A 15,604-nucleotide genomic window follows, 5' to 3' on the forward strand; every position below is an offset into this window, starting at 1 on the left:
TTTTCCCGTTGCCGGGCAACAGGCAGAGGTCGAGTTTGTTTTTACTGACATCAATACCGAGATAAATCATAAGACAGCTCCCTTTCACATGAACCATCACGCCATCTTGCCTTGTACATACGAAGTCAGAGCTTCTGGTTACCGTTCAGAGTAGATGCTGGCGTGAAAGGAGAAACGGAGGGCTTTAAGCTACGGCACAAGATCGGGTCTTAAGCGGCGCGACAAGCTGCCTCCGTTTCGTGTAACGGGTAGCTAACCAGTTACAACTTCAAGATACAAGCGGCGCGATTTATCGCGCGTATTTTCATTTTTAGCGCGATAAATCGCGCCGCTACGGTTCCTGCCTGACAGACTTGATGATTACTTCATGGCCGGTGTTTGTAATTTGTCTCCCGCGCCGGTGGTTCGACGTCGCGTTGTGACATCGCTGGCCTGCACTTCCCCCGCCTGGTTACCCCAGGAGTTCCGCACGTAATTCAGTACATCCGCCATCTCCTGGTCATTTAATTTCCAGGCGAAAGCGGGCATTCCGGCGGCGGTCGGGCGGCCTGTAGTATGCGGTGCGCGCGCACCATCCAACAACGCATGGATCATGTTGGTGGGATCGTTCAGCATCGCGCTGTTACCGGCAAAGGCGGGTACCATGCCATGAATCCCTTCACCCGCCAGACCGTGACATGCTGAGCAATCAACTTCATAACGCAGGGCCGCCAGGTCGTGACGGGTTTTATTCATCTCGAAGTGGGTGGGTTGCGGCGTTGTCGAAGCTGGCAGACTGCGCAGATAGGTTGCGATAGCTTTCAGATCCTGGTCGTTGAAATACTGCGTTGAATGTTCAACCGCTTCGGCCATTGGCCCGGCGGCCACACTGGTGCCGTTAGAGCCGGTTTTCAGGTAATCAGCGATCTCTTCGTCCGTCCACTTGCCGATTCCGGCATGGGGATTTGGTGAGATATCCGGCGCATACCAACTGCCAAGATTGCCGCCCTGCAAATACTGGCTACTGATTTCACCGCCAAGAGCATTACGTGCCGTATGGCAGACGCTACAGTGCGCCGGACCATCGACGATATATTTGCCGCGGTTCCACTCATCGTTCTGCGCGCTTTGCGGTTGAAATGCGCTGTTGTCAAAGAACAACAGGTTCCAGCCCGCCATCGCCAGACGGATGTTATACGGGAAATGCATCCCGGCATTTTCGTCGATGGCATTTTTCACCGGTTTCTGCGCGGAGAAATACGCCCAGAGATCGTGCATGTCCTGATCGCTCATCTGGGTGTAGGCGGTGTAAGGCATGGCCGGGTACAGGAAGCCGTGTTTACCGCGTCCCTGACGTACCGCATTGAAGAAATCGCGTTCGGTCATGTTGCCAATCCCGGTGTCGCGATCCGGGGAGATATTGGACGTCAGTAACGCGCCAAATGGGGTATCGATTTTATATCCGCCGGAGAAGTCTGCGTTGTGGCAGGCGGCGCAGTCGGCGAGACGCATCACGTATTCACCGCGTTTGATGGCAGCATCGTCATTGCTGTGAAAATCCGCCAGTTGCACCTTATTGTCAGCTACGTCCGAGCGTGCGCTATCCAGCACCCCCCACATTCTGCCGGTCACGCCAAGCGCTGCCACCACCGCCAGCGCTGCGAAGGTATAAGTAATCTTTTTCGCCTTAGCCATGATTACGCTCCCACCAGCGGTGCCGGATTTTTGACGTAGGTCTGGTGGATGGCCTGCGCGGCACGCACCGCCAGCGCACCCACGGTGACCGTTGGGTTGTAGCCACCGTTATTCGGAAACGCTGACGCACCGACGACAAACAGGTTGTGCGCATCCCAGCTTTGCAGATACGGGTTCAGGGCGGAGGTGGTAGGATCGGTCCCCATCACCGCACCTCCAATGGTATGGGAACTGTGCTGCATATACGGGTTCCAGCTCTTTTCCGCCTGGTTGTCCACCACCAGATGCTGACCGCCGATCTCACGCATGATGTTGATGGCGCGATCGGTGACATATTTCGCCATACGCACATCGTTCTGATTCCAGTCAAAGGTCATGCGCAGCAGCGGCTGGCCGTGGCGATCTTTGTAGTGGGTATCGAGGTCAAGGTATGCCTCACGCATCGGCATTGAGGTGCCCTGGCAGAAAATGGTGCCTGCGGTCTGGTAATCGCGCGCATAACCGGCTTTCCATTCGCTGCCCCAGCGTTTGGTGCCGGGACGTAAGCCATTCATGTTCTGAATTGGGCGGCCATTGGTGGAGAAGCCCATAATTCCGGCTCCACCGATAAAATCGAGGTCACTATGGTCAAAGTTGTCGCCGTTGAAATCGTCGATTTGCACCGCCAGCGCGCCACCGCCGATAAACGGATTCATATATTCGTTATCAAAGAAGCCGGTGACGCTGGAGCAGGTTTGATAGTTGTAGTTACGGCCAATGGTGCCGCGTCCGGTGCGCGGATCGTATTGCTCGCCAACTTGTGACAGCAGCATCAGACGGACGTTATCCATCTGATAGGCGGTAATACAGACGATATCGGCGGGCTGGAAACCTTCCACCCCTTCTTTGGTGATAAATTTCACCCCCTTCACCGTCTTACCGTCGTCGTGTTTGACCGCGTGCAGCACTTCTGTCTCCGTCAACAACGTAAAGTTGGGACGGCGCATCAACACAGGAAGAATGCAGGCCTGCGGCGAAGATTTAGAGAAGTTGCCGCAGCCGTGAAAGTCACAGAAGCCGCAGTAGGTGCAGGGGCCCATGCTGACACCGAGCGGATTGACATAAGCCTGTGACAGATTGCCTGCCGGAACGGTAAACGGGTTATACCCCATGTTTTCCGTGGTCTGGCGGAATTTGCTCATCCAGTGGGTATCTTGCAACGGCGGAGTGGGATAGTCGCGGGTGCGCGCACCTTCGAACACGTTGCCGCCTTTGCGGCGTTCGCCGTTGAGATTGCCGGCATAGCCGGAGGTGCCCGCGATACGTTCGAAGCGATCGTAGAAAGGGGCCATTTCATCGTAGGTGACGCCCCAGTCCTGCAACTGCAATCCCTGCATTTTTCCTGCACCGTAGCGCTCACGCGTACGGGTGGCGACTTCAAAATCCCACGGGGTAAAGCGCCACGACATCCCAGCCCAGTGTGTACCGGCACCGCCGACGTTCCAGCCATACTGGAAGGCTGACCAGTTACGTACCGGTGCTGCCAGTTGATCGTGGCGATTGCGGAAGGTGGTGGTTTCCACGCTCATTGGTTGCAGGATTTTACGCCGGGTGTGGAAGCGTAGTTCATCGGCATCAATTGACACCGGAAAATCGGTTGAGGTATCACGCCAGGCACCACGCTCAATCGCGACGACATGTAATCCGGCGCGGGTCAGTTCTTCAGCCATCACCGAACCGGCCCAACCCAGACCGACGATAACCACGTCAGCCTTATTTCTGATTTGTGACATTAACTCAGCTCCGGCGTATTAATCGTTGGGAATCAGACTGACAGGAATAAGCGCCAGATTTTCATTGCGACGCGTAATATAAGGACGGTAGTCATAGCGGGCGCCGGGGAAGCCAATCATTTTCCAACCCGCCATATTTTTATTGCCGCCGTAAATTGGATCCGCCAAATAGCTTTCGCGTGCGTTTTGTAGCATTAATTCAAAAAAAGCCTGGCTATTCACTTCACGGCCTAAATCAATCTTTCCGTCTTCCATATTTGTCAGGAATTCGTCGATTTGCGGTGCGGTTAAAGTATGAAATGATGCCTGGTGATTTTTTTGCGCCCAATTCTCTAATGCGGTCAGTCCGGTTAAATAACGTTCTTTAGGTGTGGCAAGAAATTGCGGACTACCCATGATTTTCTCTTCATTTTCCGGGTGCAAAGGTGCTGCTAAATAAAGTGCCGCCCCCGTGCCATAATCTCCGGCCAGTTGGTTATCGAGAAATTCGATAGCACCGGCCTCACTGGCCGCAGGGCCCAGGTTGTCGGCAGGGATCAGGCGGTCAAAAATCGCCGCCAGATTCTGGCGATCGAGCGGGCTGATTAAGACCTGATAGCCCTGCTGCCAGGCGGGTTGCGGCAGGTGGTCGGGGCTCATTTGGGTGCTTAGCGGGACATTATGCAGCTCCTTCGCGCGCAGTTGCGGTGCAACGGCCAGTGACGCCACAATCGAACTGAGCGAAAAAAGCGCTTCTCTTCGGTTCATACAACTTTCCTTTCATCATTCCGTCTGATGACGGATACGGCAGATAAATTTTACAGAGCACGACGTTCAAAACATTCAGATGTAATTACGCCGCGCGATAATTCGCGTAGAGGCGTGGTGTTTATATTTATTCTGTAGCGGCGAAATTTATCGCGCGGTGCGAGGTGCGCGATAAATCGCGCCGCTACAATTTTTGCAGAGAGTATTTAAATATGAGGCGGGCGATTCATCATGTGGGTCGCCATTTATATTAATTAATATATGTTCTCATGCTGTCTAAACAACTGCGGGAAATATCCCACAAGTCGTGTTCCCAATGACGCGGGCTTAATAATTCTGGTGACCATACGCCGTCGTAACCGGTGGCTTTGACCGCCGCGACCCAGGCAGCAATATCAACATCGCCTTCACCCGGCGCATAGTTTCGTTGCACCCATTCATCCCAGGCTTCGTCTGGATAAGCCGCACGGCCATCACAAAAGTGGACGCCGTAGATCAGGCTTTTATCCATCTGCGCCACCTCGTCAGGAGTGGTTCCACCTCCGGCGTGCAGATGCCAGAAATCGACCACTACGCCGAGGTTGTCTTTGCCGCTGCGGGCGATAAGGTCCAGTGCCTGTTGCAGGGAATTAAACGCGGTGAAGGCCACCACCTCGATTTGGAATTTGATGCCGTGGGCTTTGCCGATATCGGCAATGGCGGAGATGTTGTCGAGCAGAATGGCATCACGCTCGGCAGCAGGCAGCTGATCCAGCTCGGTCAGTGCCATAATTTGCACCACCGGGCAGCGCAGCTCCACCGCCGCCTGACAAATCTGTTCCGCTTCGCGCAGCAATTCAGCGCGTGCTTCAGGTTGGTGGCGACCGATGCGTTTTAGCGCGTTGATGCAGGTAACGTCGATGTGATGTTGCGCCATCAGCTGACGGAATGCGGCGTAACTGCCGCCATTGTCGAGATAGCGATACAGATGCTCCGGCAGAATCTCCAGACCGCTAAAACCGGTTTCCTGCGCGATACGTAACTGGGTGACGGCATTGCTGTACCAGACAGAAACGCCATGTAACGACAACTTCATCTCTCCTCCTTTCGCTTACGGCTTCAGGTGAGAGCGTCGTACACGCAATTCTCCCTGAGACCAGGCACCACCCGGTGTGGCATGTTCATCAATCAGCCGGTTAAGGGCTTCTTCAATTAACAGGTCAATCCGCTGGCTCCAGGTGGTCAGTTGCCAGCCGGGCAGGGCGGCTTCGTCAATTCCGTCGAAACCCACCACCGCCATATGTTTGTTACCCGCGCCTTCGCGCAAGGCTTCGAGCGCACCCAGCGCCAGCGCATCGTTTTCGCAAAACAGCGCATCGATGCGATCGGCAGGCGCATGTGCGTTGAGATACTCCGTCAGAACCGCGTAGCTGCGTTCCTGCGCATAACAACCGGCGGTCAGCATCTCTTCCAGTGTCAGCCCGACTTCGGTAAGCGCCTGCTGTAAACCCTCCAGCCGTTGCAAATGATTGCTGTTGGTTGCCGGGCCGCGCATGTAGCCAAAACGTGTATATCCCTGAGCCAATAGCAACTCGCCAAGCTGCTTACCGGCGTGGTGATCATCGATTTTCACCACATCAATGCCCGGTACATCGTTGTTGCGGCACAGCTGCACCAGCGGGATGTGGTGCAGGTCCTGTGCTATATCCACCAGTTCCTCGGTCAATACCGTGCCCAGAAACAACAAGCCATCAACCTGCAATTGATCGGCCAACAGCATCACCGATTTGTGGTTCTCGCTATTGGTGATGTTGAGCAACAACGCCATGTAACCGCGCTTTTGTAACTGGTTGGTCACTGTGTCGATCAACAGTAACGAGTGCGGGTTTCTCATCTCATCGATCACGACGCCAATAATGTGCGTTTTCTTCTGCGACAGACTGCGCGCCAGCAGATTGGGGCGATAGCCCAGCTCGGTGGCGACAGCCAGCACGCGTTCGCGCGCTTTGTCGGAGATGGATGCACCGGGCGTAAAGGCACGCGAGACCGTCCATTTCGACACACCAGCGTGACGTGCGACATCACTGGCGGTGGCTTTGTGAGATTTTGCGATGGGTTTGCTCATAGCACCTGCATATCGGAGTTGGCGAAAGACCCCTGCATTGAACGTGAATCCCAATCGAAAATAAACACCCAAAGCGTAAGTGCGTTGAAACCTTATGCGAAATAACCCTGTTTTTATGATGTTGCGATTATGTTTGATCTTTGCACCCGATTGCAACGTTTTTTGCAATCGGGTGCATTTCATCAACATTTTGTGATCACCTCCGCTGATTTTCGTTTTGCCGGATTGACTAAAATGGCTGCATCGCTGACATTTTCGTCAGTAACTCGCCCGAAGAATTGACTGATAGTCTCTTTTTTTTACTTATATTGCACCCGGGTGCAAAAGTAAAAATCAGCAGTGTCTCTCTTCCGGTCGGATCATCACAACATGACCCTACAGGAAACGACCATGAAGACTTTGAAAACCCTGGTGCTGGTATTGAGTGTGCTGTCCATTGGCACTGCGCAGGCAAAAACCTGGCAAGTGGGCGTTGCGCTCGCCAATTTCGATCTCAATTTTGTTTCGATACTGCGTACGCAGATGGTGCATGAGCTGGATGCTTCCGGCATGAAAGGCCAGTTTTCTGATGCCAAAGGGGATGTGGCGCTCCAGGTGCAGCAGGTAGACGATTTTATCAACCAGGGCGTTGACGCAATAATCCTTAATCCGGTCGATACCCAGGGAGTACGCCCGATGATGGAGGCGGCCAAACGCGCCAATATTCCGCTGATCTTTGTCAATCGCAAACCCGAGGTAAAACTGGACGGGCAGATGGCGTATGTCGGATCCGACTCCGCGTTGAGTGGCAAAATGGAGATGGAAGCGCTGGCGAAGCGTATGAATTACAAAGGCAATGTCGCCATCATTATGGGGGCGCTGTCAAATGAAGAGGCGCGCGAACGCACCCGGGCAACGGAAGAAGTGATTGCCGCACACAACGATATGAAAGTGGTGGAGAAACAGACTGCCAAATGGCAGCGCAATGAGGCGGTAGATGTGGTTTCCAGTTGGTTGCTGAACGGCACGCCGATTGACGCCATCGCCGCCAACAATGATGAAATGGCGATTGGTGCCATCATGGCGCTGAAGCAGGCGAAGAAAAGCAATGTGCTGGTGGCGGGGATTGATGGCACACCCGACGGACTGCAATTTATCAAAAACGGCGACATGGCGGTAACCATCTTCCAGGATGCAAAAGGGCAGGCGACCGGGGCGGTGCAGGTCACGAAAGCGATGCTGGATAAGCAGAAAACCGCCGCCTATAACTGGATCCCTTACGCTACGGTGACGCAGGCGAATTATCAGCAGTTTGAACAGAAAAACCAGAAATAAACCCTTGTCTCTGACCTCATTTGCACCCGGGTGCAAAATAATTAAGGAGTGACTATGCTCAATGGTGAAAAGAAAATCCCCCGCCCGTTACGCTGGGCAATGATCGGTGGCGGTCGTTTAAGTCAGGTTGGCTATAAACATCGCTCCGGCGCACTGCGCGATAACACCGCGTATCAACTGGTCGCCAGTGCCTTTGATATCGATGCCGAACGGGGGCGCGATTTCGGCGTCAATCTCGGGCTGGCAGCCGAACGTTGTTACGACAATTATCAGCAACTGCTGGCAGAAGAGGCGAAACGGGAGGATGGGGTGGAGGTGGTCACCATCGCCACGCCGAATGGCACCCATTATGAGATTACCAAAGCGGCACTGAATGCCGGTATTCATGTGATCTGTGAAAAACCGCTGTTTTTTACCACCGCCGAAGCACAGGAAATTAAAGTGTTGGCGGAGGCCAAAGGGCTGATCGTTGGTGTCACCTATGGCTTCTCCGGGCATCCGCTGTTGATGCAGATGCGTGCGATGATCGCCAAAGGCGAGATCGGCGAGGTACGCATGGTTGAGCTGCAATATACCCACGGCTTTAGTGCAAACGACAGTGCCGACAAGTTTAACGATGCGCAGAAGTGGCGCGTTGATCCCAAAATTGCCGGTCCCTCTTTCGTGCTGGGGGATATCTCCACCCATACCTTCTACATCTCACAACTGGTGCTGCCGCATTTGCAGATCACATCGTTGTTATGCGACCGCCAGAGTTTTATCCCGTCGCGCGCGCCGCTGGAAGATAACGCGATGGTGTTGATGCACTACGACAACGGTGCCGTCGGACGGATGTGGGCCTCCTCGATCAACGCCGGTTCCATGGACAGTCAAAGTATCCGGGTGATCGGTTCACGCGCCAGTCTGGAATGGAGCGATTACAACCCCGGCGAGTTGAAATATGAAGTGCAGGGGCAACCTAATCAGGTGATGCATCACGGTATGCCGTATCTCGATGACAGCGCGCTGGCTGAGGAGCGTCTCGGGGCGTTGCATACCGAAGGGCTGGCAGAGTCCTGGGCCAATATCTACCTCAAATTTGCCATTGCCATCAGCGCTGCGCAGCGTGGCGATCAGCAGACGCTGGCGAACCTGATCTATCCCGACATTAACGCCGGGCTGGAAGGGGTGCGCTGGATTGAAAACTGCGTGCGCTCGGCGGATAACGGCGCGAGCTGGGTTAATTACCAATAAGGAAACGTCATGAGACTCTCATTTTGTACTGACAGCCTCGGGCATCTGCCATTTGAAGCGATGCTGGATAAATTACTCGAACTTGGCGTTTGTGGTGTGGAGATGACCACCGGTGGCTGGTCGTCCGCCCCGCATCTGCGTACCGAGGAATTGCTCGCCAGCGCCAGCCAGCGTCAGCAACTGTTGCGGGCGCTGGAGAGTCGCGGTATGTCGATCGCCGCGCTGAATGTCTCCGGCAATCCGCTCGACGTGGGCGAACTGGGCCTGCGCCATAAACGTGATACCGAACAGACCCTGGCCCTGACCGGTGAGTTGGGGGTGAAGAAAATTGTGATGATGAGTGGACTGCCGCCTGCCAGCCCGCATGACACCATCCCCAACTGGATTACTTATACCGTCAGTTGGCCGCCCACACTGAAGAATTGTCTCGATTATCAGTGGAACGAAGTGGCCATTCCTTACTGGCTGGGATTGGTGGAACGTGCCAAAAACCACGGCGTGGAACGCTTCGCGCTGGAGAATTTTAGTTCGATGCTGGTGTGGAACCCGGAAACGCTGTTCCGTCTGCGTGATGCGGTGGGGCCAATGGTGGGGCTGAATCTCGACCCGAGCCATCTGCTATGGATGGGGGGGGACCCGATTGCCGCGGCGCGGGCGCTGGGCCCGGCGATCCACCATGTGCACGGGAAAGATGTACGGCTGGAGCGCGGGTTGGTGAATATCAACGGCTTGCTGGAAACCAAACCGGTGGAGGATGTCGCTAACCGTGCCTGGAACTATGTCGCGGTGGGCTGCGGCCAGGATCTGCAATGGTGGAAGGAATTCTTCTCAGTGGTGCGCATGATGGGATACAACGACTGGGTGTCGCTGGAGATGGAGGATCTCACCATGTCGGTTGAGGCGGGGGTGACCTCGTCGATTGCCGCCCTTCAGCAAACGCTCAGCCAGTGACGCCTGACGGCGCGATAACTCGTGCCGTTACAGCAGGGTTGTTATTGCAACAGCCAGTCAACAGTGGTTGTTGCAAATACCACAGCGTTATTTCCAGGTCGTTGTCATAAATATCGATAAATCATTGCGTTATCCGTACAACAAAACTGGCATAGCCACTGCATAGCGATATATATCCAAAAGATTTAAGTGGTAATAAATCTTTTGATTTTCGATATAAGACACACATCGCATGAGGATTCGCTATGTCTGTACCACAACCTGCCAGTAAACCCCTGCAATTTGCCTATTGGGTGCCAAATGTCTCTGGTGGCCTGGTGATCAGCCAGATTGAACAACGCACGCGCTGGGACGCGGATTACAACCGTCAGCTGGCGAAAATCGCGGAAAATGCCGGTTTTGATTATGCGCTGACGCAAATCCGCTTTACCGCTGGATACGGCGCAGAAAATCAGCACGAATCGGTGACGTTTTCCCAGGACCTGCTCAGCCACACCTCACGGTTAAAGGTCATCGCCGCGTTGCTGCCTGGGCCGTGGAATCCGGTGCTGGCCGCCAAACAAATCGCCACGATCAGCCATCTTTACGGGCCGCGTATTGCGGTGAATATTGTGAGCGGTTGGTTCCGTGGCGAATTTAAAGCCATTGGTGAACCCTGGCTCGACCACGAAGAACGTTACCTGCGTTCGGAAGAGTTTATTCGCTGCCTGCGCGGTATTTGGGGAGAGGAAAGCTTCACCTTTGCCGGGGATTTCTATCGTTTCCGTGACTACGCGCTGAAACCGAAACCGCTGTCACCACAGCCGGAAATTTTCCAGGGTGGCAGTTCGCGTGCCGCGCGTGATATGGCAGCGCGGGTGTCCGACTGGTATTTCACCAACGGTAATACGCCGGAAGGGGTGCGCCAGCAAGTGGAAGATATCCAGGCGAAGGCGCGCGCCAGTCAGCACAGGGTAAAAATCGGCCTGAATGGTTTTGTCATCGCCAGAGAAACCGAACAGGAAGCGCAGGCGGTGTTGCAGGAAATCATCGCCAAAGCCAACCCGGATGCAGTGAAAGGCTTCCAGCATGAAGTGAAAAATGCAGGCAGCGCTTCGCCGGAAGGGGAAGGGAACTGGGCGAAATCCTCGTTTGAAGATTTGGTGCAGTACAACGACGGGTTTAAAACCAACCTGATCGGCACGCCGCAGCAGATTGCGGAACGCATTATCGCGCTCAAGCGTGCCGGGGTGGATTTGCTGCTGCTGGCGTTCCTGCATTTCCATGAAGAGGTGGCATTCTTTGGCCGCGAGATTATCCCGCGGGTACGCGAGCTGGAACGTCAGGAAGCGGCAGCGCTGGTGTGATCAAATATGACGGTCGCGGCCTGCCAGGGTCGCCACCACCATTTGTAGGGCAGAGATCACCAGCAGCAATGTCAGCGGTAGCATCCAGTTGCCGCTGGCATCATGCAGCATCCCGAAACACAGTGGTCCCAGTGCGGCGACGCCATAGCCGACACACTGCGCCATCCCCGAGAGCTTTGAAGCCTGACGATGATCCTGAGTGCGTAAATTAAACAGCGCCAGACAAGTCACCATCGATGCTCCGGCTCCCAACCCCGCCAACAGCAACCATATCAAGGCCCATGTGGGGGCCAGCAGCAATCCCGTCACGCCAGTAAAAATTGCCAGCGATGCCAAAAAACCGATGGCGCGTTGATCGCGTAATCGTTTCAGAGCGTTCATGCAGACCAGGTTGGCGACAATCGCCACAATTTGATAGACGAACAGCAACCAGCCCGCCGCCAGTTGGCTGATCCCCTCATCCTGAGCAAAGGGGGTAAACCAACCAATCAGGGTATAAAACACCAACGACTGGCAGGCCATAAATAAAGATACCTGCCAGCCAATGGCTGAACGCCACGGCGAACGTTGCAACGATTGCGGGACGGCTGGCTGCGCATGCCCGGCGGCGTGTTTGAGTTGCGGCAACCAGGCCAGCAACGCAACCACGCCGGGCACCAGCCAGATACCTAACGACAGAGGCCAGCCCGCGTCAGTGAGCTGCGCCAGCGGCACCGCCACGCCGGATGCGATGCTGGCGGTGATCGCCATAGTGGTGGCATACAACCCGATGTAACGCGCGGTATGCGCAGTGAAATCGCGCTTAATCAGTGGTGGCAATAAGACGTTAGCGGCGGCGATACCGGCGCTGAGCAGCAATGTCCCCGCCCATAACGCATTTTCGCTGCCGGTGATGCGCAGCAACGAGCCGAGGGTGATAAGCAGCAATGCGCTCCACAGGCTGCGTTCAAGTCCGAAGCGGTTGCCCAGCCAGGCGGCAGGTGGCGCAAGAGTGGCGAACATCAGCAGCGGTAAGAAATTCAGCACGCCAGCCGCGCTGGCACTCAACCCGAACGTATGGCGAATGTTTTCCAGCACCGGACCGGTGGCGGTGATCGGTGTGCGCAAATTGGCCGCGGTCAACAGCAGCAAAAACAGGAAAAAGCCGTAACGACGCAGGACAGGATTTACGCTAACAACGGTATGGGTCATCTTTTCGCACCATAGAAAAAAAGCAGAGCAATCCTGCACATGGTGCGTTGGTTAACGTTAACGCTTACGCAGCGACAGAGTGGCGCTGGGAGTCGGCCATACTAGCGGGGGTTAATCGGGATGTAAAGTCGAGCCGAAGCAGCGCGATTTATCGCGCGCCTTTGACCTTGATGCCGCGGGCAAAAGACGCGCGATAAATCGCGCCGCTACTCAAATTGAAACTCAGGCGGTGGTATTTATATTGCGCCCAATAGCCGGATTAGCAGGCAACTGCGGGATTGAGGCGAGGATACTGCTGGCCGCAGACTCCTGGTTATCCAGTGCCTTTTTCAATACCAGGGTATTCACCTGACTTTTCAGATCCAGGTTATCAAGGCCGGAAGCCAGTGAAGTCACTTGCGATACATCCATTTTGCTCTCCTGTTTAGTACAAACAAAAAGGGAACCTATTAAAGCTTGTCGGGTTATCGGCAACGCTGAAGAAGACTTTAGGGCTTATGCAAGAACATGTTCCTGATAGGTTTCAGTCAATTGTGTAATCTGGATTGGCTGCCCGATCAGATAGCCTTGTAAAACATCACAATTGAATTTCTGCAATTGCTCTTTTTGTTGTAATGTCTCGACACCTTCGGCGGTGATCACCAGAGAATAGGCTTTGCCCAGACTTATCAGATTTTCGACGATTTTCAAGGCATTATCAGATTCATGCATTGCAAGAATAAATGACTTATCCAGCTTCAGACCATTAAATGGAAAGTTGCTCAGATAGCCAAACGACGCATACCCGGTGCCAAAATCATCGACATGGAAATTAATGCCAAGTTTATGTAATTCACGCATCGTTTTTAGGGCATCGTCTGGGTTTTTAACTAAGGCATTCTCAGTAATTTCAATCTCAAGGCGATGGCTTGCAAAACCCGTTTTCTCAAGGATCCTCGTTATCCGCTCAGTTAACCCACGGTCGCTAAACTCCAGAGCGCTGATGTTGACCGACACTTTCATTTGGTCAAAGCACGATTGCATATCAAAACAGGCGCGTTCTATCACCCAGTCAGTAATCTCTTTAATCAGCCCGGTCTCTTCCGCTAATGAGATAAACTGGTCAGGCATGACTAACCCACGAACCGGATGGTTCCACCGTACCAGCGCTTCCACAGCGGTAACTTTTGCCAATTTCATATTGAGGCGTGGTTGATAAACAACGGCTAATTGTCCCGAGCGGATAGCTTCTCTTAGCTCGCTTTCCATTTCCCGACGTTGAACAATCTTATCGGTTAACTCCGTATGATAAAATTCATATTTATTACCACCGTTATTTTTTGCTTTATAAAGGGCAAAGTCTGAATATCTTAATATATCCGTAATGTTATCAGCATCTTTGGGGGTGGTAGCGATGCCCATGCTGACCCCAATAGAAATTTCAGTGCCATTGATGTGAAAGGGAGTGTTTATTTTCTCGATGATTTTATCACACAGGTTACTTATTTCCTCCGTGTCCATTGCGGGAACGATAATGACAAACTCATCACCGCCAAGACGAGCGGTAAAACCAACATCATCAACACAGTGGCGAAAACGCAAAGAAACCTCATGCAGAACCGCATCACCCATAGCATGACCATAAATATCATTTACCGGTTTAAATTTATCTAAATCAACCATAATCACAGCCAGGGGGTTGTCGCAGGTATGGTGAATTTCCAATTCGCCGGTTAGAAATTGCTTCATTTGCGTACGATTAGGTAAGCCTGTCAGGTCATCATGCAAGGCGAGGTATTTTGCTTTTTCTTCTGCTTCAACTTCGAGTGTGACGTCTGTCACGGTACCACGAAAACCTTGCCTGCCATTTGCCAGTTCAATCCGGCGGATGGTGAGATCGCAGTAGCGGATGTATTGTTGGGCTGAGAGGTAGCGGCAACGTGACAGGTGAGTGTATTCACCGGGTTTGAGCTTGTCCTCGAGTGAGTTAAGCAGTGAATTCCCATTAAAAAGAAAATCTTGCAGGGTACGGTGAATCCATATATTGCTACTGTAGCCCGTGATGGCAGAAAACCTTGACGATATCCAGTTGAATGCCAGATTGTTGTCAGCTTCCCAAATCCAGTCGGTACTTGTTTCAGCAACATCGCGAAAACGCTTTTCACTGGCCAATAAGGCAAGCTGGCTTTGCTGCAACATAAAGATGTTTTCATCCGAACTTTGGACTATTTTAATAATATGTTTCAATTGCATTATCGCCGCGAATAACATTCCCAAATAAATTACTACGGTTATTGGTAATAGTAACACGATGAGCTGTTTTCCTGGGTTCTCACTCTGCCATGTAAGAATGCCCCGTGCACCGAATTCAGACAGCGGAATCATATTTTTAGCACCATCATACGGAGTTTCTGACTCCTCATAATGAAGGTTATTGATTGTATAGTCGGCACCGAGTTTAATTAACTTCGCATCAGTCATATTAACGACGAATAGCAAAATAGAGTGCTGTTCTGAAACATTTTTGATTGTATTATCGCTACCTGGCGTGATCCATGCGGCGCTAACCAAAACCGGTTTCCCCTTGACCATCATGAATTGCGTTGAGGCCGATCCGTTGCTTTTTCTCAGTTGATGGAGAATGGCAGGCGTTGGATCGGTCTCCATCCATTGTTGGATGGAATCTGTACTTAATTTCCCATTGATTATGCTGTAAACTGTTTTTCCTGCTGGGTTAATCACAAATATCCCATTATAACCAAAATCCTTATATAAGGATGCGCCGAGGTTTTGTTGTTCCCATGCCCAGTTAAGGTTAACCTTCTCATGGAGGTTTTTATAAGATCCGCCCCAAACCGCATTGTCAGTCAAATGAGAACTGATGTCGTCTTGCTGATTCTGGATAAGTTTCCTTATCAGAACGCTATCCTCCGTATCTGAGATGGAATTTAAATCACTGGCGATAAAAAATATCATTCCCAACGTTATTATGAATCCAAAAAACATTAGGAGGATCATGATTATTAATGGTTGCCTGATCAATTTCCGGCTGCTTGCAGATGAAAAGTTCGTGAAGGATTTCAGCATATCGACAACCTTTGTAAGCTTCAGGATTTGAGTAAGGTTGGGATAATAGTCTAATGCTAAAATATATCTTATTGTTTGATAAGAATATTCCCACCTTTGATATGTCGTTATCGGTTCTACCCTTAAGAACTTTAAGGTTATTTGTTGGCGTTGGGTCATTAGTCACAATTTGGCGGGTTTATTATCAGGCTAAATATTTCATCCCT

At 52.5% G+C, this 15,604-nt stretch carries 12 protein-coding genes; 4 read left to right on the plus strand and 8 right to left on the minus strand.

Annotated elements, in window-relative coordinates:
- Positions 1-360 precede the first annotated feature (360 nt).
- From CTZ24_RS20615 to CTZ24_RS20635, 5 genes are all read right to left on the minus strand, one after another.
- Positions 361-1,674 carry a cytochrome c gene (locus CTZ24_RS20615; RefSeq protein ID WP_208726107.1) on the minus strand — a complete coding sequence of 438 codons (1,314 nt, stop codon included), beginning with the start codon at positions 1,672-1,674 and terminating at the stop codon, positions 361-363.
- 2 nt (positions 1,675-1,676) lie between these two features.
- The gene (locus CTZ24_RS20620) at positions 1,677-3,446 is read right to left on the minus strand and encodes a GMC family oxidoreductase (protein WP_208726109.1); all 1,770 of its coding nucleotides are present in this window, start codon (positions 3,444-3,446) and stop codon (positions 1,677-1,679) included.
- 18 nt (positions 3,447-3,464) lie between these two features.
- The gene (locus CTZ24_RS20625) at positions 3,465-4,193 is read right to left on the minus strand and encodes a gluconate 2-dehydrogenase subunit 3 family protein (protein WP_208726111.1); all 729 of its coding nucleotides are present in this window, start codon (positions 4,191-4,193) and stop codon (positions 3,465-3,467) included.
- Positions 4,194-4,443: 250 nt separating this feature from the next.
- Positions 4,444-5,268: a sugar phosphate isomerase/epimerase family protein gene (locus CTZ24_RS20630; protein ID WP_208726113.1), complete on the minus strand. Its 825-nt coding sequence runs from the start codon at positions 5,266-5,268 to the stop codon at positions 4,444-4,446.
- A 15-nt stretch (positions 5,269-5,283) separates the two neighbouring features.
- On the minus strand, positions 5,284-6,297 hold the full coding sequence (locus tag CTZ24_RS20635; protein ID WP_208726116.1) for a LacI family DNA-binding transcriptional regulator: 1,014 nt from the start codon (positions 6,295-6,297) through the stop codon (positions 5,284-5,286).
- A 390-nt stretch (positions 6,298-6,687) separates the two neighbouring features.
- Here CTZ24_RS20635 and CTZ24_RS20640 point away from each other — a divergent pair, with 390 nt between their 5' ends.
- From CTZ24_RS20640 to sfnG, 4 genes are all read left to right on the plus strand, one after another.
- Positions 6,688-7,611 carry a substrate-binding domain-containing protein gene (locus CTZ24_RS20640; RefSeq protein ID WP_208726118.1) on the plus strand — a complete coding sequence of 308 codons (924 nt, stop codon included), beginning with the start codon at positions 6,688-6,690 and terminating at the stop codon, positions 7,609-7,611.
- A 54-nt stretch (positions 7,612-7,665) separates the two neighbouring features.
- Positions 7,666-8,844 (plus strand): Gfo/Idh/MocA family protein, encoded by a 1,179-nt coding sequence (locus CTZ24_RS20645; protein ID WP_208726120.1) that lies wholly within the window; start codon positions 7,666-7,668, stop codon positions 8,842-8,844.
- 9 nt (positions 8,845-8,853) lie between these two features.
- Positions 8,854-9,795, plus strand: coding sequence for a sugar phosphate isomerase/epimerase family protein (locus CTZ24_RS20650; RefSeq protein WP_208726122.1), 942 nt, complete (start codon positions 8,854-8,856; stop codon positions 9,793-9,795).
- Positions 9,796-10,040: 245 nt separating this feature from the next.
- Positions 10,041-11,141, plus strand: coding sequence for a dimethylsulfone monooxygenase SfnG (sfnG, locus tag CTZ24_RS20655; RefSeq protein ID WP_208726124.1), 1,101 nt, complete (start codon positions 10,041-10,043; stop codon positions 11,139-11,141).
- Here the strand turns inward: sfnG and CTZ24_RS20660 are convergent, their stop codons facing one another.
- From CTZ24_RS20660 to CTZ24_RS20670, 3 genes are all read right to left on the minus strand, one after another.
- Positions 11,142-12,332 (minus strand): CynX/NimT family MFS transporter, encoded by a 1,191-nt coding sequence (locus CTZ24_RS20660; RefSeq protein ID WP_208726126.1) that lies wholly within the window; start codon positions 12,330-12,332, stop codon positions 11,142-11,144.
- A gap of 222 nt (positions 12,333-12,554) precedes the next feature.
- A complete protein-coding gene (locus CTZ24_RS20665) occupies positions 12,555-12,743 on the minus strand; it encodes a YjfB family protein (RefSeq protein ID WP_208726128.1) in 189 nt (62 codons plus the stop codon).
- A gap of 84 nt (positions 12,744-12,827) precedes the next feature.
- Complete coding sequence (locus tag CTZ24_RS20670; protein WP_208726129.1) at positions 12,828-15,398, minus strand: bifunctional diguanylate cyclase/phosphodiesterase; 2,571 nt, start codon at positions 15,396-15,398, stop codon at positions 12,828-12,830.
- Positions 15,399-15,604: the final 206 nt, after the last annotated feature.

This window comes from Pantoea phytobeneficialis (assembly GCF_009728735.1).
Taxonomy (GTDB): Bacteria; Pseudomonadota; Gammaproteobacteria; order Enterobacterales; family Enterobacteriaceae; genus Pantoea; species Pantoea phytobeneficialis.